At 62.5% G+C, this 23,011-nt stretch carries 23 protein-coding genes and 1 tRNA gene; 9 read left to right on the top strand and 15 right to left on the bottom strand.

What is annotated here, in order from left to right; all coding sequences use genetic code 11:
* Positions 1-92 precede the first annotated feature (92 nt).
* A complete protein-coding gene (locus ACTNBZ_RS07405) occupies positions 93-1,079 on the bottom strand; it encodes a helix-turn-helix transcriptional regulator (protein ID WP_441209030.1) in 987 nt (328 codons plus the stop codon).
* Positions 1,080-1,250: 171 nt separating this feature from the next.
* Entirely contained in the window at positions 1,251-3,182 is a 1,932-nt protein-coding gene (locus tag ACTNBZ_RS07400) for a bifunctional metallophosphatase/5'-nucleotidase (RefSeq protein WP_441209029.1), read from the bottom strand.
* Positions 3,183-3,464: 282 nt separating this feature from the next.
* Here ACTNBZ_RS07400 and infC point away from each other — a divergent pair, with 282 nt between their 5' ends.
* The 4 genes from infC (at position 3,465) to recQ (ending at position 6,718) form a co-directional block, all read left to right on the top strand.
* Positions 3,465-4,061, top strand: a complete 597-nt coding sequence (infC, locus tag ACTNBZ_RS07395; protein WP_441209028.1) for a translation initiation factor IF-3 — start codon at positions 3,465-3,467, stop codon at positions 4,059-4,061.
* Positions 4,062-4,107: 46 nt separating this feature from the next.
* Positions 4,108-4,311 carry a 50S ribosomal protein L35 gene (gene rpmI / locus ACTNBZ_RS07390; protein WP_441209027.1) on the top strand — a complete coding sequence of 68 codons (204 nt, stop codon included), beginning with the start codon at positions 4,108-4,110 and terminating at the stop codon, positions 4,309-4,311.
* Between the two features lie 37 nt (positions 4,312-4,348).
* Positions 4,349-4,705, top strand: a complete 357-nt coding sequence (rplT, locus tag ACTNBZ_RS07385; protein ID WP_441209026.1) for a 50S ribosomal protein L20 — start codon at positions 4,349-4,351, stop codon at positions 4,703-4,705.
* A gap of 177 nt (positions 4,706-4,882) precedes the next feature.
* Positions 4,883-6,718 carry a DNA helicase RecQ gene (gene recQ / locus ACTNBZ_RS07380; protein WP_441209025.1) on the top strand — a complete coding sequence of 612 codons (1,836 nt, stop codon included), beginning with the start codon at positions 4,883-4,885 and terminating at the stop codon, positions 6,716-6,718.
* Positions 6,719-7,153: 435 nt separating this feature from the next.
* Here recQ and tsaD read toward each other — a convergent pair whose 3' ends face one another.
* The 6 genes from tsaD to ACTNBZ_RS07350 all read right to left on the bottom strand — a co-directional run bounded on the left by tsaD (position 7,154) and on the right by ACTNBZ_RS07350 (position 12,897).
* On the bottom strand, positions 7,154-8,164 hold the full coding sequence (gene tsaD, locus ACTNBZ_RS07375; protein ID WP_441209024.1) for a tRNA (adenosine(37)-N6)-threonylcarbamoyltransferase complex transferase subunit TsaD: 1,011 nt from the start codon (positions 8,162-8,164) through the stop codon (positions 7,154-7,156).
* A complete protein-coding gene (locus ACTNBZ_RS07370; RefSeq protein ID WP_441209023.1) occupies positions 8,161-8,766 on the bottom strand; it encodes a GNAT family N-acetyltransferase in 606 nt (201 codons plus the stop codon). Before ACTNBZ_RS07370 ends, tsaD begins: the two co-directional genes overlap by 4 nt.
* Complete coding sequence (gene rimI / locus ACTNBZ_RS07365; RefSeq protein ID WP_441209022.1) at positions 8,763-9,212, bottom strand: ribosomal protein S18-alanine N-acetyltransferase; 450 nt, start codon at positions 9,210-9,212, stop codon at positions 8,763-8,765. The genes ACTNBZ_RS07370 and rimI overlap by 4 nt, the downstream gene beginning before the upstream one ends.
* 29 nt (positions 9,213-9,241) lie before the next feature.
* Positions 9,242-9,490, bottom strand: coding sequence for a DUF6199 family natural product biosynthesis protein (locus tag ACTNBZ_RS07360; RefSeq protein WP_441209021.1), 249 nt, complete (start codon positions 9,488-9,490; stop codon positions 9,242-9,244).
* 31 nt (positions 9,491-9,521) lie between these two features.
* A complete protein-coding gene (polA, locus tag ACTNBZ_RS07355; RefSeq protein ID WP_441209020.1) occupies positions 9,522-12,182 on the bottom strand; it encodes a DNA polymerase I in 2,661 nt (886 codons plus the stop codon).
* Positions 12,183-12,354: 172 nt separating this feature from the next.
* Positions 12,355-12,897: a DUF4364 family protein gene (locus tag ACTNBZ_RS07350; protein ID WP_441209019.1), complete on the bottom strand. Its 543-nt coding sequence runs from the start codon at positions 12,895-12,897 to the stop codon at positions 12,355-12,357.
* Between the two features lie 203 nt (positions 12,898-13,100).
* Here ACTNBZ_RS07350 and ACTNBZ_RS07345 point away from each other — a divergent pair, with 203 nt between their 5' ends.
* Positions 13,101-14,216 carry a DUF3048 domain-containing protein gene (locus ACTNBZ_RS07345; RefSeq protein WP_441209018.1) on the top strand — a complete coding sequence of 372 codons (1,116 nt, stop codon included), beginning with the start codon at positions 13,101-13,103 and terminating at the stop codon, positions 14,214-14,216.
* Positions 14,217-14,403: 187 nt separating this feature from the next.
* Here ACTNBZ_RS07345 and ACTNBZ_RS07340 read toward each other — a convergent pair.
* Together ACTNBZ_RS07340 and ACTNBZ_RS07335 are read right to left on the bottom strand one after the other, a co-directional pair.
* Positions 14,404-14,479 (bottom strand) — tRNA-Ala (locus ACTNBZ_RS07340).
* 147 nt (positions 14,480-14,626) lie between these two features.
* A complete protein-coding gene (locus ACTNBZ_RS07335; protein WP_441209017.1) occupies positions 14,627-15,097 on the bottom strand; it encodes a pyridoxamine 5'-phosphate oxidase family protein in 471 nt (156 codons plus the stop codon).
* Between the two features lie 141 nt (positions 15,098-15,238).
* Here ACTNBZ_RS07335 and ACTNBZ_RS07330 point away from each other — a divergent pair, with 141 nt between their 5' ends.
* The 4 genes from ACTNBZ_RS07330 (at position 15,239) to ACTNBZ_RS07315 (ending at position 18,621) form a co-directional block, all read left to right on the top strand.
* A complete protein-coding gene (locus ACTNBZ_RS07330; protein ID WP_441209016.1) occupies positions 15,239-15,607 on the top strand; it encodes an ArsR/SmtB family transcription factor in 369 nt (122 codons plus the stop codon).
* 42 nt (positions 15,608-15,649) lie between these two features.
* The gene (locus ACTNBZ_RS07325; protein ID WP_441209015.1) at positions 15,650-15,868 is read left to right on the top strand and encodes a heavy-metal-associated domain-containing protein; all 219 of its coding nucleotides are present in this window, start codon (positions 15,650-15,652) and stop codon (positions 15,866-15,868) included.
* A gap of 74 nt (positions 15,869-15,942) precedes the next feature.
* Positions 15,943-17,796, top strand: coding sequence for a heavy metal translocating P-type ATPase (locus ACTNBZ_RS07320; protein WP_441209014.1), 1,854 nt, complete (start codon positions 15,943-15,945; stop codon positions 17,794-17,796).
* A gap of 186 nt (positions 17,797-17,982) precedes the next feature.
* Entirely contained in the window at positions 17,983-18,621 is a 639-nt protein-coding gene (locus ACTNBZ_RS07315; RefSeq protein WP_441209013.1) for a DUF4230 domain-containing protein, read from the top strand.
* Positions 18,622-18,678: 57 nt separating this feature from the next.
* Here the strand turns inward: ACTNBZ_RS07315 and ACTNBZ_RS07310 are convergent, their stop codons facing one another.
* The 5 genes from ACTNBZ_RS07310 to pgsA all read right to left on the bottom strand — a co-directional run bounded on the left by ACTNBZ_RS07310 (position 18,679) and on the right by pgsA (position 23,009).
* Complete coding sequence (locus tag ACTNBZ_RS07310) at positions 18,679-19,296, bottom strand: alpha/beta fold hydrolase (protein WP_441209012.1); 618 nt, start codon at positions 19,294-19,296, stop codon at positions 18,679-18,681.
* Positions 19,297-19,300: 4 nt separating this feature from the next.
* Positions 19,301-20,752 (bottom strand): cysteine--tRNA ligase, encoded by a 1,452-nt coding sequence (gene cysS, locus ACTNBZ_RS07305; protein ID WP_441209011.1) that lies wholly within the window; start codon positions 20,750-20,752, stop codon positions 19,301-19,303.
* The gene (gene epsC, locus ACTNBZ_RS07300; RefSeq protein WP_441209010.1) at positions 20,749-21,444 is read right to left on the bottom strand and encodes a serine O-acetyltransferase EpsC; all 696 of its coding nucleotides are present in this window, start codon (positions 21,442-21,444) and stop codon (positions 20,749-20,751) included. Before epsC ends, cysS begins: the two co-directional genes overlap by 4 nt.
* A gap of 396 nt (positions 21,445-21,840) precedes the next feature.
* A complete protein-coding gene (locus ACTNBZ_RS07295; RefSeq protein WP_441209009.1) occupies positions 21,841-22,485 on the bottom strand; it encodes a YczE/YyaS/YitT family protein in 645 nt (214 codons plus the stop codon).
* Complete coding sequence (pgsA, locus tag ACTNBZ_RS07290) at positions 22,482-23,009, bottom strand: CDP-diacylglycerol--glycerol-3-phosphate 3-phosphatidyltransferase (protein ID WP_441209008.1); 528 nt, start codon at positions 23,007-23,009, stop codon at positions 22,482-22,484. Before pgsA ends, ACTNBZ_RS07295 begins: the two co-directional genes overlap by 4 nt.
* Positions 23,010-23,011 lie beyond the last annotated feature (2 nt).

Genomic DNA, 23,011 nt, shown 5'->3' with positions numbered 1-23,011 from the left:
TCTGGTTCCATCTTAACCGAAGCGCAGTCCCATAAAACGGACAGGCGCGGGAAACAATTTCCCACGCCTGTCCGTTTTATACCGTTATACCTTTAATAGAGCGCGGCTACCTGGGCGGCCCGGTCATACATCCCGCGCCGGACCTCCTCGGGCCCCAGGATCTCCACCTCTCCGCCAAAGCCGAAGAGCCACGCGTAAAACTGCGGGCTCACGGCCACGGAGACGCTGACGGTGAAATGGTCCCCGTCCTCCGCCGTCAGGATCACGTCCTTGCCGAAGCGGTCAATGACGGCCCCTGCCAGATGGGCGGCGAAGCGCAGGCGCACCGTCCGCTCCTCGCCGGTGAACATGCCGAACACCTTCTGTCCGTAAGCCGACATGTCCACCTGCTCAAAGGCCTCCCGGCCCTGGCGGGGGACTTCGGTCACCAGGATCCCGGTCATCTTGTCCACCCGGTAGTGCTTCAGCCTGGCCGCGGCGGCGTCCCAGGCCAGCATGTAGTAGTTCTCGTCGTCCCACATCAGGGCGAAGGGACTGACCTGATAGCGCCCCCCGCCCCTGCGGAAGCGGCGCTCCTTGCCCACGGTATATTCAAAGTAGCGGAACGAGATGCTCCGGTCCCGGCTGATGGCGTCCGAGATCTCGTCTACATTGTAGTAGACGCTCTCATTCATGCTCTTGACCCGGTTGCGGACGTAGACCTGCCGCTGGAGGAGCCGCGCGTCGTGGACGCTGGCCAACCCCTCGATCTTCCGGATCAGGGAGAGTGTCTTTTTGTGGGTGATAAATTTAGAGGACTGGACGCTGTCCACCAGCAGCTTGAGCTCGGGCAGCTCGAATTCCCGCTGGCCGATGTAGTATCCGGTCCGGTTTCCCGTTTTGGTCTGCACCACGTCCAGACCGAACAGGCGCAGGGCCTCCAGATCGTCATAGATGCTCTTGCGCTCGGCGGACACGCCGTACTGCTCCAGCTGCCCGATCATCTCGGCCACCGCCATGGGGTGGTCCTCGTCGGTCTGCTCCTCCAGGATCTTCCTGAGGTAGAGCAGCTTCAGCTTCTGATTGGCCGATTTCGCCATACGGACCCCTCCTCTCCGCTTTCATACTAATTTCAAATGAAATGCTTTCATTTGAAATTCCGTGCGCTGCGCGCACTGGTATCATGCAGGATGCATGATACCGCGTCTCATAAAAACCTGACGCGCTGCGCGCTATAAAAAGCTTTTCACGCTTTTTATCAGGTTTTAGTATCAGCCCCGGTAACGCCGGTATCCCCGGCTTCCGCTCCGGCGCCCGGAGCCCCGCAGGCGCCGCCTGCGCCGGGTGGCCAGGCGGCAGGTCCCCACGACCACCAGCAGCAGTACCAGCAGCCCTCCGCCGTACACCGCCAGAGCCAGACCGTTGGGCTGTGAGAGCAGCGCGGCGGGGTTCCAGGAGGGTACTACTGTCTTGCGGCCCTCAGGATTGCTGTACCGCGCTTCCACCGTGCCCATGGACTGGAGATAGGAGGCCAGGGCGTACCACTCCTTCACCTCAGCGCCGTTCTGGCCGTGGACGATAAAGGCCTCCAGGTCCTCAACAGGCTCTCCCCGGTCATCCCGGGGGGTGATGGTCAGCAGGCCGAAGGACTTGCCGTTGACGGTGCCCAGCATCTGGCCCGAGTAGAGCCCGGTGACCACCCGGTAGAGCCGGTCGTCCTCAATGGGCCTGCGGGTCCCATCCTCCAGCACCTGGGCGCAGTCCGTCACCTTATTGAAGATGAGCCGGTGGGGATTGAAGGACCACTCCATCCCCGCGCCGTAGAGCTGGGCAGCCGGCATCAGGGGGGTCACCGAGGCGTCCACCTCAAAGGCGTCCTTCAGCTCCCGGCCATAGATCCACACCGACACCAGGGGGTAGCCCGGGGTGCCGTCGGCTCCCACGCCCAGGGAAGAGACGTTGAAGGCGTCGGCGGTGGTGATGTTCCCCTGGGCAAAGGAGGCCCGGATCACCCCGGCGGCCACCACCGCGAAGTCCACGGGCACATAGTCCGCCCCCTCAGCCTCCTTCACCGCGTAGACGTAGGAGTCGGCGATGAGGTTGCCCAGAGGCTCCTCCCGCTGCTCGTCCCCAAAGACGCTGATGGGGGTAAAGGAATAGGGGTTATCGGCCAGCACCTGATCGTAGGTCAGGCCGTAGTCCTTCAGGTAGTTCTCCCCCACCTTGTCCTTGAAGACCCTGGCCATCTTCACCATGTCCGGGTCCTCGGCCGCCGAATCGTCCACCGGGATGAGACGGTAGTCCAGGATCTCCTTCTCCCCGTTGGGCTTCCAGCGCAGGGTCAGAGAACCCAGGTTGGTGGTGTAGGGCCCGGCGGAGACGATGAGGGTGTCCTTCACACGGATGGGCTCTTCCAGGGTGGTGTGGGTGTGGCCCGAGAGGATCATATCGATGCCGTCCACCTTCTCCGCCAGCTCATAGTCTTCGCCCTTTCCGTTCTCGGTGCCGGCGTGGGAGAGGCAGATGATGAAATAGGGGGCGTTCTGCGCCGCCAAGTCCTCCTCCATGGCCGCCACCGTCCGCTTTGCCGCGTCGATCATGGGCTCCATCTCCATACCCGACATGGGGGCGCAGTCATCCGCGTCCTGTCCCATCAGGCCGAACACGCCGTAGTTGATCCCGCCCCGCTCAATGACCGTGTAGTCGGTGACGCCGTAGTCCTCCCACGCCTGACGGCTGCGGGTATCCGCCTCCGGCGGCTTGTAGTTGGCACAGACGATAGCAGGCAGAGGGTCCCCGCTCTCCCGGGCGGCGGAGAGCATATCGGCCAGCCCCTCCGCGCGGTAGTCAAACTCGTGGTTACCGAAGGTGGTCACGTCGTATCCCATGGCCCCCAGCGCCCGGAGCTCGGGCGCGTCGGTGGAATAGATGGTCTGGAACAGGGAGCCCATGGAGAAATCCCCGCCGTCCAGCGTAATGGCGTCCGGGTGGGCCTGCCGCTCCTCCTTCAGCAGGGAGGCCAGGCGGGTGTAGCCGCCGTAGGTACCCCCCTCCTCCGCCGGGGCGGGCAGGAAGTGGTCGTGGGTGTCGTGGGTGAACAATATGGTGCTCTCATACGTGGGGGCATTGGCCAAAGCCGGGGCCGCCAGCCCCGTCAGACAGATGGACGCCGTCAGCGCCGCAGCGAACAGACGCCGGTGCATAGGGGTCCCCTCCTTTTCCTTTCATGCTCTCTCCTCCGGTCCGGGGCGCAGAAGGGCTCCAAACCGTTCTTTCCAATCTATTCTGCCATAGTTTCATCCAAAATGGAAGAGCAAAACCGGGTTCTTTTTTACATAAAGAAAGCAATTCACCGTTGACAAGCGGTTCCGATACTGCTATACTGATTGGGCACAATAAAGCAGAACGGCGCCCCGTCCTCACCTCCAGCGCACAGCGAAGAGGTCAACATGGTTTCGGCACACCGGATTACCGGTGGGTCTGTCATGCGATGCGGGTACCGGGCTGGTATCCGTTTTTTGTTTGTCATTGAGAATGGGAGGTGCTGTCCTATCAGCAACAAGGGTCATCAAATCAACGAGGAAATCCGCGACAAGGAAGTCCGTCTGGTCTCCGCCACCGGCGAGCAGCTTGGTATCATGTCTGCCCGCGAGGCGCTGGAGAAGGCGGTCGAAGCCGATCTGGACCTGGTAAAGATCTCGCCCACCGCCGTTCCTCCGGTCTGCAAGCTCATGGATTACGGCAAGTACAAGTTCGAGCAGACCAAGCGTGAGAAAGAGGCCAAGAAGAATCAGCGCGTCGTGGAGATCAAAGAGGTCCGCATGTCTCCCAGCATCGACGTCAACGACTTCAACGTCAAGCTCCGCAACGCGCAGAAGTTCCTGGGCGAGGGCAACCGGGTCAAGGTGACGGTCCGCTTCCGCGGCCGCGAGATGGCCCACACCGACATCGGCCGCGACCTGCTGGTCAAGTTCGCCGAGGACTGCGCCGAGGTGGCCGCGTTGGATAAGGAACCCAAGCTGGAAGGACGGCATATGTCCATCTTCCTCTCCCCCAAGACCGCGAAGGAAACCAAGAAGTGATTCGCTTCTGAATCCCCATATTGTTAAAGTAAAGGAGATCACCACCATGCCTAAGCTGAAAACCCACAGCGGCTCTAAGAAGAGATTTAGCCTGACCAAGACCGGCAAGGTCAAGCGCGGCCAGACCAAGCGCCGTCACCTGCTCAACGGCCACGGCAAGACCACCAAGCTCAAGAGAGCGCTCCGTGCCTCCGCCTACGCGGACAAGACCAACGCGCCCGCCATCAAGCGCATGATCCCCTACAAATAATCGAACATTTACTCATTGATATAGGAGGCTAACCACAATGGCTAGAGTGAAAGGCGCGATGATGACGCGCAAGAGAAGAAATAAGACCCTGAAGCTGGCCAAGGGCTACTTTGGCGCCAAGTCCAAGCACTTCAAGATGGCCAAGGAGCAGGTCATGAAGTCCCTGGTGTACGCTTACACCGGCCGCCGCCTGAAGAAGCGCGACTTCCGTCAGCTCTGGATCGCCCGCATCTCCGCCGGCTGCAAGCAGAACGGCATGAACTACTCCACCTTCATGAACGGCCTGAAGAAGGCCGGTGTGGAGATTAACCGCAAGATGCTCTCCGAGATGGCCATCCACGACAAGGCCGCCTTCACCCAGCTCACCGAGCTGGCCAAGAGCAAGCTGGCCTGAGTCTGTTTCATATGACAAAGCCTCGACTCTTCCTCCGGAGAGCCGGGGCTTTCTTTTTGCCCTGTATTTCCCACGTTTGCTGCCCGCCCCGAAACGTGCTAAAATGTTGCGTACTGGGCGCGGCTTATTCACCAGACATTAAAATGGAAAACCTGCGTGTAAAGGGGGATCGACTTCATGTCCTACAAGCTGGATCTGCTCAAGGCCTATTTCGGCTACGACGGCTTCCTGCCCGGTCAGGAGCGGGCGGTGGACGCCCTGCTGGAGGGGCGGGACGTGCTCTCCGTCATGCCCACCGGCGCAGGCAAATCCCTGTGCTTTCAGCTCCCCGCCCTGATGCTGCCCGGCGTGGCGCTGGTGATCTCCCCCCTCATCTCCCTGATGAAGGACCAGGTGGGCAGCCTGGTACAGGCGGGCGTCCCGGCGGCCTATCTGAACCGCTCCCTCACCGAGCGGCAGTACGCCCTGGCCCTGGAGCGGGCCTGGCAGGGACGGTACAAGATCATCTATGTGGCCCCCGAGCGGCTGGAGAGCCCCGGCTTCCTCCGCTTCGCCCGTCAGGCCCATATCTCCCTGGTGGCGGTGGACGAGGCCCACTGCGTCTCCCAGTGGGGCACCGACTTCCGCCACAGCTATCTGGGTATCCCCGCCTTTGTGGACCAGCTCCCCCACCGTCCCCCCATCGGGGCCTTTACCGCCACCGCCACGCCGGAGGTACGCCGGGATATTCTGGACAAGCTCCGCCTGTCCGACCCGGTGACCACCACCACCGGCTTTGACCGGCCCAACCTCTATTTTGAGGTCCGCCATCCCCGGAACAAGCAGGAGGAGCTGCTCTCCATCCTCCTGCTGCGGCGCAGTGAGAGCGGCGTGGTCTACTGCTCCACCCGCAAGGCGGTGGAGGAGGTGTGCGCCTTCCTCCAGGCCCGCGGGGTGGCCGCTGGGCGGTACCACGCCGGGCTCCCTCCGGAGGAACGGCAGGCCAGCCAGGACGCCTTCGCCCGGGACGAGTGCAGCGTGATGGTGGCCACCAACGCCTTCGGTATGGGCATCGACAAGTCCAACGTCCGCTATGTGGTCCACTACAACATGCCCCTGGACCTGGAGGGCTACTATCAGGAGGCGGGACGGGCCGGGCGGGACGGCGGCAGCGCCGACTGCATCCTGCTCTACAGCGGCCGGGACATCGCCGTCAACCGCTACCTCATCGAGCAGGGCGCGGCCTCTGAGGGGGTGGACGAGGAGACCATGGCCGCCCTCCGACGCCGGCAGTTCGACCGGCTGGACGCCATGGCCCGCTACTGCACCACCACCGGCTGCCTGCGCCACACCATCCTGCGCTACTTTGGGGAGAAGCCGCCCGGGACGGGCTGCGGCAACTGCTCCAACTGCAAGGCCGCCTGGCAGGAGGTGGACATCACCAGAGAGGCCCGGGCCATTCTGGACGCCGTGGGCGAGTGCGGCGGCCGGTTCGGCGCCGTCACCATCGCCGAGCTGCTCTGCGGCAAGGAGAGCGAACGGGTCCTCCGCTGGGATCTGGACCGGCGCCATGCCTTCGGCCTGCTCTCCCACCTGTCGGTGGCCCAGGTCCGGGAGCGCATCCGCTTTCTCACCCAGGCCGGCTATCTGGACACCGGCGGGGGCGAATACCCCGTCCTCATCCCCGGCCCCCGGGCCAGGGAGCTCTCCGGCAGGGACTGCACCATCACCATGCGGCAGCGCTCCGACGGCCGCCGCTCCGACCGCGCTGCCGCCCGTGGGTCCTCCGCCCCCGCTGCCCCGCCGGACGAGGCCCTCTTCCAGCAGCTCCGGGCCCTGCGCTCCGAGCTGGCCCGAAAAAAGAGCCTGCCCGCCTACGTCATCTTCACCGACCGCACCCTGCGGGAGATGGCCGCCCGCAAGCCCTCCACCCTGTCCGAGCTGGAGCGGATCCCCGGCGTGGGCAGCCGCAAGCTGGCCCAGTACGGCAAGCAGTTCCTGGCCGTCCTGCGGTGTGCCGACACCCCCTGCTGACCGTCCTCTATACGGTCTGTATTCCTTCCTTCATTTTTCGGCGTCAGGATGCAAAAAAGGGCGGATCCCGCCGCCCTGTTCTTTCTGCCTGGCCAGGATCTCTGATGGGAAAATTACCGTTCCGCCAGACCTTTTCTTGTCCCGCTGCCGTTGTCTTTCATTTTACATAACCCGCATCATCCGTCCTGCTTTACGGTCTGTTATCCACATTTTCCACCTGGTTTTCCACACTACTTATCCCCCTATTTCCATCACTTTCTCACTTTTTCACGGAATTTTCCATATTTCAGCTTCCCTTCCCGCTTCTTTTTCCTTTCTTTTACTTTACATAATAGTTCATCACGCATTTTTTGCAGGTTCACAGCCTTTCATATGCAAAAAACTTACTGTCAAAAAGAGCCCGGGGCCGCCGCACGCGGTCCCGGGCTCTTCCCGTTAACCCTTTCCGATATCGCGGGTGGCGTAGGCGTTCAGGTCCATGCCAGCCCGTCTGCCCGCCAGGTACTCGTAATAGCCCTGGCAGCCGATCATGGCGCCGTTATCGCCGCAGAGCCTGAGCTCGGGCATATAGAGCCTGTCCCCGCTTTTGGCGCAGGCCCGCTCCAGGTCACGCCGCAGCCGGGAGTTGGCGGCCACGCCGCCGGCCACCGCCACCTTGCCGTAGCCTTTCCTGGCCGCGGCCTCCATGGTCCGGGGGACCAGCGTGTCGCTGACCGCCGCGCCGAAAGAGGCGGCCAGACCGGGCAGGTCCAGCTCCTCCCCCTTCTGCCGGGCGTTGTGGGCCAGGTTGAGCACCGCCGTTTTGAGTCCCGAGAAGGACATGTCCAGCGGCGCGTCATGGACATGGGACCGGGGCAGGTCGTACCGCCGGTCGTCCCCGCCCTGGGCCAGGCGGTCCATGGGGGCGCCGCCGGGGTAGCCGATGCCCAGCACACGGGCCACCTTGTCGAAGCACTCCCCCGCCGCGTCGTCCCGAGTGGCCCCCAGGATCTCCATGTCGGTGTAGCTCTTCACATCCACGATCATGGTGTTGCCCCCCGACACGCACAGGCAGACGAAGGGGGGCTCCAGATCAGGATGGGTGATGTAGTTGGCGGCGATGTGGCCCCGCACATGGTGGACAGGGATCAGGGGCTTACCCAGGGCATAGGCCACCGACTTGGCGAAATTGACCCCCACCAGCACCGCGCCGATGAGGCCGGGGGCGTAGGTCACCGCCACGGCGTCGATGTCCGCCCTGGTGACCCCGGCCTGGGACAGGGCCTGGTCAGCCAGGCCGGCGATGGCCTCCACATGCTTGCGGGAGGCGATCTCGGGCACCACGCCGCCGTAGGTGGCGTGCATGTCGGCCTGGGAGGCGATGGCGTCGGAGAGTACGGTGCGGCCGTCCCGGACCACCGCCACGGCGGTCTCGTCGCAGGAGGATTCCACAGCCAGAATGATCATGTCTCGTTCCTTCTTTCGGTCACTTCCCCGTCAGCGGGGATATGGATAAAGCGGCGGTAGAGCCGCCGGGGCAGCCGGGAGCGGTACAGGGCGTCGTGGGCGGCCATGGCGGCCGCCGGGTCCAGGCTGCCGTCCTCCCGGCGGCCCAGCACGGCGTAGCGGACTCCGAAAATATCGGCCTCATAGCCCACGTCCGTGAACCCGCAGCGGCGGTAGAAGGCCAGCCGTCTGGCCCGGAGGGCGTTGACCTCCGGCGGGGCGCCCGGTCCTTCAGCCTCCGCCTCCGCCAGCAGCCCGGCGGTATGGGCATAGCGGCGGGAGAGGGCCTCCAGCATCCACGTGCCCGTCCCCTGTCCCCGCTTGCCCTGGCACACCCCCAGATAGTCCAGCAGCACGAAGTCCGCGCCCCGCCACAGCAGGGCGTAGCCCAGCAGCTCATCTCCCCGCCAGCAGCCCAGGGCGTCGTACACGCCGTCATCCATCATGCGCAGGATGCTCCACAGGGGCCGCCGCTCCGCCGGGGGAAAGGCGGCGCTCAGCTCCCATCGGTAGACCCGCCGGACCTGTTTCCGGCTCAGCGGGCGCAGAACGGGCCCGCTCATGGCCGGTCCCACTCCCGGGTCATGAGCACCGCGTCCTCTTTCGGGTCGTCATAGTAGTTTTTCCGCCGACCCACCTCGTAGAAGCCGTGCTTCTCATAAAGGGCGATGGCGGGGGCGTTGCTGGCCCGGACCTCCAGGGTGAGGAAGGCCAGATTGGCCTCTCCAAAGCGCACAAAGGCCCCGATAAGGGCGTCTGCGATGCCCTGCCGGCGCCAGGCCGGGTCCACCGCCACGTTGTCGATATAGCCCTCGTCCAGGATCACATGGACGCCGGCATAGCCCAGTACCGCGCCGTCCTCCCCCTCAGCCACGATGAAGGAGGCCGCGTCGTTGTAGAGCTCCTCCTCCAGCATGGCCTCGGTCCAGGGGTGGGAAAAGCAGGCCCGCTCCAGCGCGGCGATGCCGGGGATGTGGCTGCGGTCCATGGGCACCAGTTGATACTGCATATACAAAACTCCCAATCTTTGATGTCCGCTCAGATGGAAAGAAGAAGTCCGGCTGCGGTGAGCATCAGAAGGGCCAGCGCCCCTCCGATCCCCAGAATCAGGCAAACAGCCCCCAGCAGACGGCTCTTGGTCTCATACCACTCGGAGGGCTCCCCGCCCCTGGTATCCAGAAAGTTCTCCAGCTTCCAGAACCACTCGGGCTTGAACAGCAGCAGGATGCCCAGCAGCGTCATGACGGCGCAGGCCAGCAGGAACAGCAGGATATCCCCGATCCCCATTTCTTCTCCTCCTTCGTTCCGTGTTTGCTTCTCAGTGGGCCTCGGCCCAGCTCTTTCCGGCGTGGGCGTCAGCGGTGAGGGGGACCGACAGGGCCACGACTCCCTCCATCTCCTCGGTGAGCAGGTTTTTGACCGTCTCCGCCTCAGCCTCGGGGCACTCCACGATGAGCTCGTCGTGAACCTGGAGGACCAGCCGCGCCTCCAGCCCCTCCTCCCGCAGGCGGCGGTCCACCCGGATCATGGCCAGTTTGATGATGTCGGCGGCAGTGCCCTGGATGGGCATGTTGAGGGCCACCCGCTCGCCGAAGGAGCGCATGTTGAAGTTGGAGGACTTGAGCTCGGGCAGCCAGCGGCGGCGGCCCATCAGGGTGGAGACAAAGCCGTCCTTTTTGGCCCGCTCCACCACGTCGGTCATATAGGCCCGCACTCCCGCATATTTCTCAAAGTAGCGCTCCATATACTCCCGGGCCTCTTTCCGGGTGACCCCGATGTCCTGTGACAGAGAGAAGTCGGAAATGCCATAGACGATGCCGAAATTCACCGCCTTGGCCGCCGAGCGCATCTGTCTGGTCACCAGCTCCGGCGGCACGCCGAACACCTGCCCGGCGGTGATGGTGTGGATGTCCTCCCCGCTTCGGAAGGCGGCGATCATGTGCTCGTCCCCGGCGATGTGGGCCAGCAGCCGCAGCTCGATCTGGGAGTAATCCGCGTCCACCAGCACGTTCCCCGGACCGGGCACGAACATCTTCCGCAGCTCGGCGCCCAGCTCGGTGCGCACCGGGATATTCTGCAGGTTGGGCTCGGCGGAGGAGAGCCGTCCGGTGGCGGTGACGGTGTTCTGGAAGGAGGTGTGGATGCGCCCGTCGGGGGCGATGACCTTGGTCAGGCCCTCCACATAGGTGGAGGAGAGCTTGGTGTACTGCCGGTACTCCAGTACCGCGTCCACGATGGGAGCCTGGCCCCGCAGTTTTTCCAGCACCTCGGCGTTGGTGGAGTAGCCGGTCTTGGTCTTTTTCACCGGCGGCAGGCCCAGCTTGTCAAAGAGGATGTGGCCCAGCTGCTTGGGCGAGAGGATGTTGAACTCCTCCCCCGCCTCCTCATAGATATGCGCCTGGACCTGGGTGATGCGCTCATTGAGCATAGTCCCGAAGTCGGCCAATGCCTTCCGGTCCACCAGCACCCCCGCCCGCTCCATCCGGGCCAGAACAGGGCAGAGAGGGAGCTCCACCTCATGGTAGAGCCTGTCCATGCCCAGCTCCTTCAGCCGCCGGGACAGGGTGTCATACAGCGCTTCGACGAGGGCAGTGTGGCTCAGCCAGGCAGCCAGTGGGGCCGTCTGGTCGGCCAGGGGGCCGAAGGCGCCGTCGGCCAGATAGTCCGCCGCCTTGGGAGGCTGGAAATTGTAATAGGTCAGCCCCAGCTTTTCCAGGTCATAGCTGCCGTCGGTGGGTGAGAGCAGATAGGCGGCCACAGCGGTGTCAAAGACAAAGCCCTCCGCGGACAGCCCCTCCCCCAGCAGGGTATTCATGATGGGCTTCACGTCGTGGGACACCTTTTTGATGTCCGGGGCGAAGAAGCCCTTCAAAAAGTCGTTGTAGCAGTCCAGACGGTCGGCCAGCGCCAGCACGGCATGGCCGTTCCCGCCCTCGCCGCACTCCACGCACACCCCGTTCAGGCCGGGCAGGGCCAGGAAAGATACATGATCCCGCTCCCGCCACCGGGCCAGCAGCTCCTCCATCCGGGCTCTGTCGGTGAGAAATTCGCTTTCACAGCTGCCCTGGAACACCTGTCTCTCCGCCGGTCCCTCCCCCTGGGCGGCCTTGAGGCCCAGCTTGTCGATGAGCTTGGCAAACTCCAGCTTCAAAAAGAGCTCATAGAGTGCCGGGCCGTTGACCTCCTGCCGCACCGCGTCCTCCGGGCGGAACTCAATGGGCGCCTCACACCGGATGGTGGCCAGATCGTAGGACATGCGGGCGTCCGCCTCTCCCTCGGCCAGCTTTTTCAGGGCGGCGGGCTTCACTCCCTCCAGATCGGGGAGCTTTGCATAGATGGCGTCCACGCTGGTAAAGCGCCGGATCAGGTCCATGGCGGTCTTTTCCCCTACGCCCTTGACGCCGGGGATGTTGTCGCTGGCGTCCCCCATCAGGGCCTTCAGGTCGATCATGTGGATGGGGTCGAAGCCGTACTCCTCCCGGAAGGCGGCGGGGGTCATGTCCCGGGTGGTGGTCTGCCCCATGCGGGTGGTGACCAGCTTCACGGTGGTGTGGTCGGTGATGAGCTGGAGGGAATCCTTGTCGCCGGTGACCACCACCGTGTCCCATCCCGCGGCGGTATCCCGGGCGGCGATGGTGCCGATGAGGTCGTCTGCCTCCCACCCGTCCAGCTCGTAGCGGGGGATGTTCATGGCCTCCAGGACCTCTTTCAGGATAGGCATCTGGGCGGCCAGCTCGTCTGGCATCCCCTTGCGCTGGGCCTTGTACCCCTCGTAGGCCAGATGGCGGAAGGTGGGGGCCTTCCGGTCAAAGGTGACGCACAGCGCGTCGGGCCCCACCTCCTCCAGCAGCTTGAAGAGGATGGTGAGGAAACCGTAAACGGCGTTGGTGGGCGTCCCGTCCCGGGTGCTCAGAGGCCGCACGCCGTAGAACGCCCGGTTGATGATGGAATTGCCGTCGATGACCATGAGTGTTTTCATAGTACGCCTCCCGGGGCTTTGTCATATCATATCAGTTTATTATATCCGGTTTTTTCCCCCAGGACAACCCCGGAATGGGATGAGGCGTCCTGCGAGGACACCCCCGTCCCCCGCGGGATATAATTCCTTACAGCCGCAAAAAGGCCGCGGACTCCACATCCGCGGCCCGGTATTACTCCTCTTCCTTGGCGTCTTCCTTGTCCAGCAGGGCGGAGAGCACCTCGTTGTAGACCCGCTCGGGCTTGGCCTTGAAGCCCTCGGACAGCCGGGCGGCCTGATCCTCGTTGACGCACAGCAGCTCGATGGTCATGATGTTCCCGCTCTCGTCATCCAGGATCATGCGGGCGGTGAGGCTGCCGTCCGGCCTGGGGTGGACCTCGGTGCGGACCTGGGCGTTGCGCCGCAGGATACCGTTGAGCCGGGCCAGGTTGGAATTGCACTTGTGCTTCACCGAGTAGGGCAGGCTGCTCTCGCAGCTCTCGCCGTTCTGACGGCCCTTATCGGTGATGGAGTAGCGGTCCTCCTCCAGGGTAAGGTGGCCGGTCTCCACCAGCTCGGCCACCGCCTCGGCAAATTCGAAATAGTCCACACCCTCGTCGCACATGGTCAGCTCGGTCAGCGTGGGGAAGTCGATGGGAGACGCCACCCGCGCCATGATATAGAGGATCAGGAATTTGATCTCCATCTTATTGTGAATAAACCCGAAACGGCTCATGGCATGTCCACCTCTCTGCTCCATTTTGGGGACCGCGATCTTTTCTTATCCATTATACGGTATTTTCCTCCGGTTGGCAAGTCCGGCGGCCGCCGTCCTTTTCCGCCAGTCTTCCCCATATTTTTGTACGTCTTGACAGAAATCCCCTGAAAGCGTATCATGTTTTTATCCACATCACTGACAACGAAAGTGAGGAGCCCGCCATGCGAAAGAGACTTGTCCCCCTCTGCCTGACGCTGCTTTTGGCCCTGTCGGCCTGCGGCAGCCCCGCTGCGGACCATTCACCCGCGCCGGAGCATTCGGTCCCCGCGGTCACGGTCTCCCCCCCGGCGGTGCCTGCGCCCGCGCCCACCGCTACGCCGGAGCCCACCTATGCCGGCCCGGTGAATCCCCTCACCGGAATGCCTATCGACGAGGCCTATGTGAACCGGCGCCCGGTGGCCATCATGCTCAACAACCTGAAGCGGGCCCTGCCCCAAGTGGGAGTAGCGGAGGCTGACATCATCTACGAGTGTCTGGCTGAGGGCGGCATCACCCGCATGCTTGGTCTCTACCAGGACCCCAGCGGCGTGGGAGCGATCGGCTCCATCCGCTCCTCCCGCACCTACTATCTGGAGCTGGCGCTGGGCCATGACGCGGTGTACATCCACGCCGGCGGCAGCCCGGACGCCTATAACAAGATCAAGGCCTGGAACGTCACCGCCCTGGACGGTGTCAACGGCCCCTACTGCGGCACCAGTCCCGGCTCCAATCTGATGTGGCGGGACGCGGACCGGCGGCAGAATATGGGCTATGAGCACAGCGTCATCACCACCGGCAGCACCATTACCGAAAGGTTTGAAAGCTACTCCTTCCGCAAGGACCACCCCGAGGGATACGATCTGGGTCTGCGCTTTGCCCCTGACGGCACGCCGGAGGGCGGTACCGCTGCCAACACCATCACGGTCCCCTTCTCCAATGTAAAGACCGGCGTCTTTACCTATGACGCCCAGAGTGGACTGTACATGGTGGAGGAGTACGGAAAACCCTATGTGGACGGCAACACCGGCGAGCAGGTGGGGGTCACCAACGTCATCACTCTCAAGACACGCTGCGCCAACATCCCCGGTGATGACAAGGGCCGTATCACCGTAGACCTCACCAGCGGCGGCACCGGCTATTTTGCCTGCGGCGGAAAGATGATTGACATCCGCTGGAGCAAGGCCGACCGCAACAGTCCCTTCTGCTACACCGACCTGAACGGCAACCCCATCACTCTGGGTCAGGGCAGCAGTTATGTGAATATCGTCCCATTGGACTGCAGCGTAACCGCAGGATAAAAACCAAGTGGGCGGATACCGGGTATCCGCCCACTTTTTATATGCAGAAAAAGCCATGAACTCGTAAGAGTTCATGGCTTTTAAACTGAGATACGCGGGATCGAACCGCTGTTGTTTGTTTGCCTGAAAGTGCTCTCTTAAAACCTGGTGGAAATGAAAAAGACAGCCGTCAGGCTGTCTCTTTTCGTGGTGGAGATAAGCGGGATCGAACCGCTGACCTCTTGAATGCCATTCAAGCGCTCTCCCAGCTGAGCTATACCCCCATATATTGCGCTCAATACCGAACAAATGATATTATAGTGACTTATTCCTCATTTGTCAACCCTATTTTTTGTTTCTTCATTTTTTCGCACAGGCTGGCCGCGTCCCGGAAGACTCCTGTTCGTTCCCGGACGCGGCCTTCGCTGCTCTCAGCCCTGGCCAGGCTGCTTTTTGCACTTGCCAGCGATCTCGTCGATATGGATCCTGAAAACAGCGGTACGGGCAATGCTCCTGTCGATGGTCCGATCAAAGTCCGCCTCCTGGCCGGGACAATATTTTTGGCAGATAAGATGCAGGGCCCGCCGCTTTTTCTCCGGGTCAATCAGCTCCCCCGCTTCTCCACGGACCACAGCGCTCTCAAACGCGGTGGTATACTGCTCCGGGATCACGCAGGTATCCCCCACCGCCGACAGGCACACCCTGGGCCGGCGGCGAAGATCTTCCGCCTTTTCTCCCTCCGGCGCGCTGTGCAGATAGAGCCAGTCCCCCTCCCGCACCGCATTGACGGGGACGCAGTAGGGCGTGCCGTCCTCCCCTGTCATGGCCAGCGTCATCCACTCGGCCTTGTCCAGCACCTCCAGGGCAAATGCCCGGTCCATTTCCCGGTCTTTCCTCCGCATGGGGCCTCTCCTCCTTTTTTGCTATCGTACCACAGCGCCGCCTGATGCGCAAATAATTTCTCCTTGCCTATTGACAGATCTATTTTTATCTGTATAATAAACATATGAACAATAGCTCATATGTTAGAAAGGAGATCCGCCATGACTCCGTCTGAACTTAACGAAGTGGAGAACTGCGAGTACATCCACGTCCATGAGGACATCGTCGCCCAGGTCAATGAGAACATGCCTGACGAAGAGATCCTCTATGACCTGGCCGAGCTGTTCAAGATCTTCGGCGACTCCACCCGCATCAAAATTCTTTATGTACTTTTTGAATCGGAAATGTGCGTGTGCGATATCGCCAACCTGCTGGGTATGACCCAGTCCGCCATCTCCCACCAGCTCCGTGCCCTCAAGCAGAGCAAGCTGGTCAAGTACCGCCGGGAGGGCAAAACGGTCTTCTACTCCCTGGCGGATTCCCACGTCCGCACCATCCTGGACCAGGGTATGGAGCACGTGGCCGAGTAAGTCCCGCATCATTCTGCACATAATAGGAAAGGATGACATGATATGAAAAAGCGCTTCAAACTCATCGACCTGGACTGCGCCAACTGCGCCGCCAAAATGGAGGCCGCCATCAAGGCCCTGCCCGGCGTGAACGACGCGACTGTCAGCTTTATGACCCAGCGTCTGACCCTGGACGCCGACGACGCCCGTTTTGACGAGATCCTCCGGCAGGCGGCCGGCATCTGCAAAAAGATCGAACCGGACTGTATGATCCAATTCTGAGTCCCGGGTAACGGAGGTCTGCCGTTCCCCCTTCTCTTCCCGAGGCAGACCATTTTCCCGACAGGAGGCCCACTATGGATAAAAAACAAAAAAAGATGCTCCTGCGCATTCTGGCCAGCGGCGCGCTGCTGATCCTCGTTTCCCTGCTCCCCCTCTCCGGCCCGGTCCGGCTGGCCGCCTTTCTCATCCCTTATCTTCTCATCGGATGGGATATTCTCTGGAAAGCCGGGCGCAATATCGCCCATGGCCAGGTATTTGATGAGAACTTCCTGATGGCCCTGGCCACCGTGGGCGCGCTGGTCATCGGTGAGTACCCGGAAGCCGTATTCGTCATGCTCTTCTACCAGGTGGGAGAGCTCTTCCAATCCTTCGCTGTGGGCAAGTCCCGCAGGTCCATCTCCTCCCTCATGGACATCCGCCCCGACTACGCCAACCTGGAACGGGACGGCGCTCTGGAGGAGGTGGACCCGGAGGATGTGGCGGTGGGTGACGTGATCGTAGTGAAGCCCGGGGAGCGTGTCCCCCTGGACGGTGTGGTGCTGGAGGGCTCCTCCACCCTGAACACCGCCGCCCTCACCGGCGAATCCCTGCCCCGGGAGGTCTCTCCCGGCGGCGATGTGGTCAGCGGCTGCATCAACCTCAGCGGCGTGCTGCGGGTCCAGGTCACCAAAGCCTTTGAGGAGTCCACCGTCTCCCGTATCCTGGAGCTGGTAGAGAACGCCTCCAGCCGCAAAGCCAAGGCTGAGGCCTTCATCACCAAATTCGCCCGGTATTATACCCCCGCGGTGGTCATTGCCGCCGCTCTGCTGGCCCTGATCCCGCCCCTCTTCTTCCACGGCGTATGGAGCGACTGGCTCAGCCGGGCCTGCTCTTTCCTGGTCATCTCCTGTCCCTGCGCCCTGGTCATCTCGGTACCCCTGGCCTTCTTCGGCGGCATCGGCGGCGCCTCCAGGGCCGGCGTGCTGGTCAAGGGCGGCAACTATCTGGAGGTACTGGCCCGTACCGAAGTGGTCGTCTTTGACAAGACCGGCACCCTGACCCGGGGCGTATTCAACGTCACCGCCATTCACCCTGACCGCTGTGACGAATCTACCCTGCTGGAACTGGCCGCTCTGGCCGAGTGCTGGTCGGACCATCCCATTTCCCGCTCCATCAAAGACGCCTGGGGCAAAGAGATTGACTCTGCCCGGGTCGCCGGCGTGGAGGAGCTCTCCGGCCGGGGCGTCCGGGCCCTGGTGGACGGCCGCACGGTGTGGGCAGGCAACGACAAGCTGATGGAGGAGGCCGGTGTCTCCTGGCATCCCTGCCACAAGACGGGCACCACCGTCCATGTGGCGGTGGACGGGGAATATATGGGCCACCTGGTCATCTCCGACGAAGTCAAGCCCGACGCCGCCCAGGCCATCGCCGATCTGCGGCAAGCCGGCGTCCGCCGCACCGTCATGCTCACCGGCGATGCCCGGGCCGTGGGCGAGGCGGTGGCCGCCGAGCTGGGCCTGGATGAGGTCCACGCCCAGCTCCTCCCCGCCGACAAGGTGGCCCGGGTGGAGGAGCTGCTGGACCGCCGTTCCTCCGGCGGCGCGCTGGCTTTCGTGGGAGACGGCATCAACGATGCTCCCGTCCTCTCCCGGGCCGACATCGGCATCGCCATGGGTGCCCTGGGCTCCGACGCCGCCATCGAGGCCGCCGACGTGGTTCTCATGGACGACAAGCCCTCCAAGATCGCGGTGGCCATCCGCATCGCCCGCAGGACCCTGACCATCGTCCGGCAGAACATCACGTTTGCCCTGGGGGTCAAGTTCCTGGTGCTCTTCCTGGGAGCCATAGGCAAAGCCAGCATGTGGGAGGCCGTGTTCGCCGATGTGGGCGTGTCGGTCATCGCCATCCTCAATTCCATGCGCACCCTCCGCGGCGGTTCTTCGGATTAGGGCTGCGGATCACGGGAGGCGGCATCAGCCGCCTCCCGTTTTTTCCGGAGTAGGCAGCGGTGCCAAAAGTATTACAAGATATTACATATGGTTTCAATTTGCCCATTCTCCTTGCGTTTTTCCCCAAACTTCGCTATCATGATGTCTGCCGAATCAACCGCTCTGCGGCAGAAAGGATGAAACCATATGCCATTTTTCAACCGTGCACAGGAGGAGCGTCCGGCCCGCCGGGGGATGCGGTTCAAGACCAAGGTCATTCTTTTGCTCTTCCTGCTGGCCGCCCTGGCCCTCTCCTTCCTGCTGGGCGGCCTTCTCCTGCAGCGGGAGGCCCCCGCCCCCGTCATTACCAGCGAGCTTCTGGGTCAGCAGCTCTCCACCATTCAGGAGCTGGCCACGGTGGAATATCACTACACCAATATGGGAAAGTTTGAGAACCAGGTGGACTTCTACGGCTGGAAGGTCCCCTTCACCACCAAGCGCTTCATTGTGGCCTACGACGGGGTCATCAAGGCGGGCATCGACCTGTCCGGCGTGGAGTGCAAGGTCTCCGGGGATCACATCACCGTCACCCTGCCCCGGGCCGCCATTCTCTCCCACGAGATCGACGAGGACAGCCTGGAGATCTTTGACGAGACCCGGAACATTTTCAACCCCATCCAGATCAGCGACTACACCGCCTTCACCGCCGACCAGAAGGACAGCGTGGAGGCCAAGGCCATTGAAAACGGCCTGCTCACCGCCGCCGATGAGCGGGCCGCCGCCGCTGTGCGGCAGCTCATCGCCGCTCTGCCCGGCGCCAGCGGATACAGCGTCACCGTCAAATAATCGTCCCAGCAGCAAACAGGCACGGTATGGAATCCCATACCGTGCCTGTTTTTTGTTTCATCCGTAAAACTCAGCGAGGAGCGCCGCCAGCTGCTCCGGTGCGTCCACGTTCACCTCATGGCCCGCGCCGCCCACGATCCTCAGTTCGGCATGGGAGAGCATACCGGCCAGCTTTCCGGCGGCCGTTCCGTTCGCCCGGTCCCGCTGGCCGCAGACCACCAGCACCGGACAGGTGATTTTGTGGAGCGACGCGCTGAAGTCCAGCTCCGCCATGCTCCCGCACAGTTGAATCAATTCTCTCTTCCCAAAGCCCGTCTGCCGAAACATGGATCCGGGCATAAAACGAAACAGCGTATTCTGGACCCGCAGCAGCTTCTTCGGTATCCGGTACTGCGGGGCGATCAGCACCAACGAGCGGACATTCTCCGGATGATCGGCGGCATAGTTCAGCGACAGCACACCGCCAAGGGACAGACCGCACAGGTCCACGGGACTGCCGGTCTCATCGCAGAGAGCGCAGAACGCCTGATAGAGGTTCTGGTAATTTGCCTCTTTCCCCCGGAGCATCCCGGCCAGATCGAGGCAGACGTTCTCCTCCCCGTCGTTCAGATACAGGAGCGTTTTTTCCCAGCTGGCAGGGGTCTGCCCCAAACCATGCACGTAGATCCGCTTCACCGGCTCACGCCCGCTTCCAGACTGCGCCGCCCTTGACGTCGGTGATCTCCACGCCCTGGGCCTTGAGCTCGTCGCGGATGCGGTCGGCCTCGGCGAAATTCTTGGCCTTCTTGGCCTCGTAGCGCTGCATCACCAGCGCGTCGATGGCCGGGTCGCCCTCGCCCTGGATGACATAGTCCCCCCCGGCCTGGGCCGTCTTGGCCTGGGCGGCCTCCTTCTCCCGGAGGGCGGCGGCCTTCTCCAGCAGGGACAGGGAGAGCACCTGGTCAAAGCTGGCCAGAATGGCCCGCTTGGTCACATCGTTGGTCTTGGCCTTGAGCACGTCGTACAGGGCGGTGATGCCCATGGAGGTGTTCAGGTCGTTGCCCACCTGCTGGATGAACTTCTCCCTGTACTCCCTGGCCACTGCCTCATCCACCTGGCCGTCGGCGCCGGTCAGGGCGGCGATCTTCCTGATGAGCTTCTGGTAGGCGGTGGCGGCGTTGTCCAGGTTCTCCCAGGAGAACACCAGACCCTTGCGGTAGTGGGACTGGAGGCAGAAGAAGCGGTAGACCAGGGGGTCATAGCCCTTCTCCTCCAGCAGAGAGACGGTGAGGAACTCCCCCTTGGACTTGGACATCTTGCCGCTGGTGGTGTTCAGGTGATGGACATGGAACCACTGGGGGCACCAGGGGTGGCCCAGGTAGGACTCGGACTGGGCGATCTCGTTGGTGTGGTGGGGGAAGGCGTTGTCGATGCCGCCGCAGTGCAGGTCCAGATACTCGCCATTGTACTTCATGGAGATGCCGGAGCACTCGATGTGCCAGCCGGGATAACCCACGCCCCAGGGGGAGTCCCACTTCAGGGCCTGGTCCTCAAACTTGGACTTGGTGAACCAGAGCACAAAATCGGCCTTGCTGCGCTTGTTCTGGTCCTCTTCCACGCTGTCCCGCACGCCCACGGCCAGGTCCTCCTCGTCGTGGTCGTTGAACACGTAATACTTGCCCAGCCTGGAGGTGTCGAAATACACGTTGCCGCCGGCCAGGTAGGCGTAGCCCTTGTCCAGCAGGCCGGAGACGATCTTGATATACTCGTCGATGCAGTTGGTGGCGGGCTCCACCACGTCGGGCCGCTTGATGTTCAGCTTGCGGCAGTCCTCAAAGAAGGCGTCGGTGTAGAATTTGGCGATCTCCATGACCGTCTTGTGCTCCCGCTTGGCGCCCTTGAGCATCTTGTCCTCGCCGGTGTCCGCGTCGCTGGCCAGGTGGCCCACGTCGGTGATGTTCATCACCCGGTTCACGTCGTACCCCTCGTAGCGCAGGAATTTCTCCAGCACATCCTCCATGATATAGCTGCGCAGGTTGCCGATGTGGGCGAAGTGGTACACTGTGGGGCCGCAGGTGTACATCTCCACCCGGCCGGGGGTATGGGTCTTGAACTCGTCCTTGGTGCGGGTCAGGGAATTGTAAAGCTTCATATGGTTACTTCCTCTCTTGTGTTGGAATGGTCTTTTTCGCTATCCGGCCCATGGGTGCGGCTCTGTTCATCCAGCAGCCGCTCCACAAATTCCAGCCGGGAGCTGAGGGCCTGCAGCTCCTTCTGTACCGGGTCGGTGACGTGGATCTGGTCCACGCTGCCGGCGTAGTCCACCTTCTCCCCGGCGATGCGCACCACCCGGGCGGGGACACCCACAGCAGTGGCGTTGGGCGGGATCTCGGTAAGCACCACCGCGTTGGCGGCGATGCGGGAATTGTCCCCCACCTTGAAGGGGCCCAGCACCTTGGCGCCGCTGGACACCATCACATTGTTTCCGATGGTGGGGTGGCGCTTGCCCTGGTCCTTGCCGGTGCCCCCCAGGGTGACGCCGTGGTAGAGCAGGCAGTCATCCCCGATCTCGGCGGTCTCGCCGATGACGATGCCCATGCCGTGGTCGATGACCAGGCGGCGGCCGATTTTGGCACCGGGGTGGATCTCAATGCCGGTACACAGACGGCCCCACTGGGAGATGAGCCGGGCCAGGAACTTAAGGCCGTGAACATGGAGAAAATGGGCAATGCGGTAGTAGATGGTGGCGTGTACGCCGGGATAGAGCAGAAAGACCTCCAGCTTGCTCCGGGCCGCCGGGTCGCGGGCCTGGTAGGCAGCCAGAGTCTCGCCTAAACGTGTCATAGAGCGCCTCCTTTTGCGGTCTCGGCCGAAAACAGCCGACAAAAAACGCCCCCTATGCCCGCTCGGGCACAAGAGGCGGCTTCACAGTCGCGGTTCCACTCTTGTATTCACTCATGGCCGGTCCAGCAACCAGCCCGGCCCGCTAACGGCGGCCAACCGGGGACCATTACGTCCCGCGCTCCCGGACGCACTTCACATCCTCCGCCAGTGGCGCGCTTTCAGCCGTTGACGCGCCCTCTCTGTCCGCCGGGTGAGATGCTACTCTTTCCGTTCCTCGCGCTGTTCTTTGATACATTATATTAGCATAGCACGTCCCGGGTGTCAAGGGCGTGGCATCCTTCTCGCTCCGATACAGGCACGCAAAAAGAGGACCGCTTTTGCGGCCCTCTCCTCAGACTACTGTTCAGTCCCCACCAGCCGGTCGGTGAACCGGCGCCACAGGCGGCAGCACTGGCCCACGCAGACGGCGGCCACCACCGTGCCCTCCCGCACGCCCACCAGACGGTGGAGCGCCAGCAGGGAGACGACTGTGGACAGGATCACCATGGATACGTCCAGCCCTGTCTTGACGTTGCCAAACTCCATATGGAACCTGCGGCACACCGCCGACATGAAAGAGTCGATGGGCATGAGGATCACATTGGCCGAGATCATCATAGCCAGGCTCAGGCCGAAGATGACCACGCCGCACAGCAGGGTGGCCAGCTGAAAGGCGTAGTTTGGCGGCACCCACCAGCCCAGCAGCCACATGTTCACGTCCACCGCCAGCCCGAAGAAAAAGGTGGGCACGATCTGCAGCAGCTTCGATGGGCGGAAGGTGCCCGGCTCCACCAGAAACTGTCCCAGGAAAAAGAGCATGTTGAACAGGAATGTAAAGGTCCCCAGGGAGATCCGGGGCACGATCACATTCAGGATGGTGGGCAGACTGGTAATGGCCGATGTGCCGGTACGGGACTTGACCATGCATGCCACTCCGGTACCCATGAGAAAGATGCCCAGCAGCATCATTCCCACCCGGAGGGACCGCTTCTCCCCGCTCACATGTGGCTCCAATCGATCACGTCACGGTTTTTCACGAAGTATTCCACACCGGAATATACCGTTGTCACCACGATCACGGCGGTGACCGCCAGGTCTACCGCCCGGGGCACCGGCAGCAGCATCAGGCAGATGCCCACCATGGTGGAGGCCGTCTTGACCTTGCCCGACCAGGCGGCGGCAATGACCCGTCCGTTGTCCACGGCGATGAGCCGCAGGCCGCTGACGGCGAACTCCCGCACCACCACAATCAGGAGGGCCCAGGCGGGCATGCGCCCCGCCTCCACGAACCACAGCATGGCAGCCATCACCAGCATCTTGTCAGCCAGCGGGTCCATGAACTTGCCGAAGTCGGTGACCTGGTTATAGTGCCGGGCGATGTAGCCGTCGATAAAGTCGGTGACACTGGCCAGGATGAAGATGAGCAGGGCCAGGTAGCGGTTGAAGGGAAAATTCAGGTAAAGGATGACCAGAAAAACCGGGATCATCACGATCCGCAGCATGGTCAGCTTATTGGCGGTATTCATAG

Source organism: Pseudoflavonifractor sp. HCP28S3_F10, assembly GCF_052065415.1.
In the GTDB taxonomy this organism is placed as follows: domain Bacteria; phylum Bacillota; class Clostridia; order Oscillospirales; family Oscillospiraceae; genus Pseudoflavonifractor_A.
Note: the sequence above shows the minus strand (reverse complement) of the source record. Positions and strands in the feature narration are given on the sequence as shown.